This window comes from Robertmurraya sp. GLU-23 (assembly GCF_052983275.1).
The window spans coordinates 1-643 of sequence record NZ_JBRKCV010000051.1 but is presented as its reverse complement, the minus strand read 5'-3'; the positions used below and the strand labels follow the sequence as shown (position 1 = coordinate 643).

Genomic DNA, 643 nt, shown 5'->3' with positions numbered 1-643 from the left:
TGAAGTGCCCCCCGTCAAGTAGACAGCGGAAATAAAAAAACGACACTAAGCGGCTTTAGCCCTGTATTCTAAGGGACTAAGGCCGTTTAGTCTTTTTTGTAATCTTTCATAATTATAAAATTTTATGTACTCCTCAATGTCTTTTTTCAACTCTTCAAAGGTGCTGTACTTGTTCAGATAATACTTTTCACTTTTCAATGTTCCCCAAAAAGACTCCATTGGTCCATTATCAATACACCTTCCGACCCTCGACATACTTTGAACCATCTCTGCTTTATCAATTTTCCTTTTAAAAGCAGGGGAAGTGTATTGAAATCCTCGATCACTATGGAAGAGGGGTTTTGCTCCCGGATTAGCTTCCAATGCTAATTCGAAAGTTTTAAATACCAACGAATTATTATTAGAAGTTCCTAATATATAACTAACAATGGATCCATCGCACAAATCTAAAATTGCACTCAAATAAGCCTTATGTGTAGCCCCATATTTCATTTCAGTCACATCTGTTAACCATTTTTCATTTGGGTTCTCTGCGGTGAATTCTCTGTTCAAGATGTTTTCAGCGACATGTTTGGGTGTACTTGGCTTATATTTTTTGCCTTTGCGTCGAATCAACGATTGGATTCCGGCGATTCTCATCAAT

Annotated in this window: 1 protein-coding gene; it reads right to left on the bottom strand. The window is 37.5% G+C overall.

Annotated features, from left to right (window positions below; translation table 11 throughout):
• Window positions 1-45: 45 nt before the first annotated feature.
• A partial coding sequence (locus ACVBAX_RS25335; protein WP_447119701.1) for an IS3 family transposase occupies window positions 46-643 on the bottom strand: 598 nt, incomplete at its 5' end.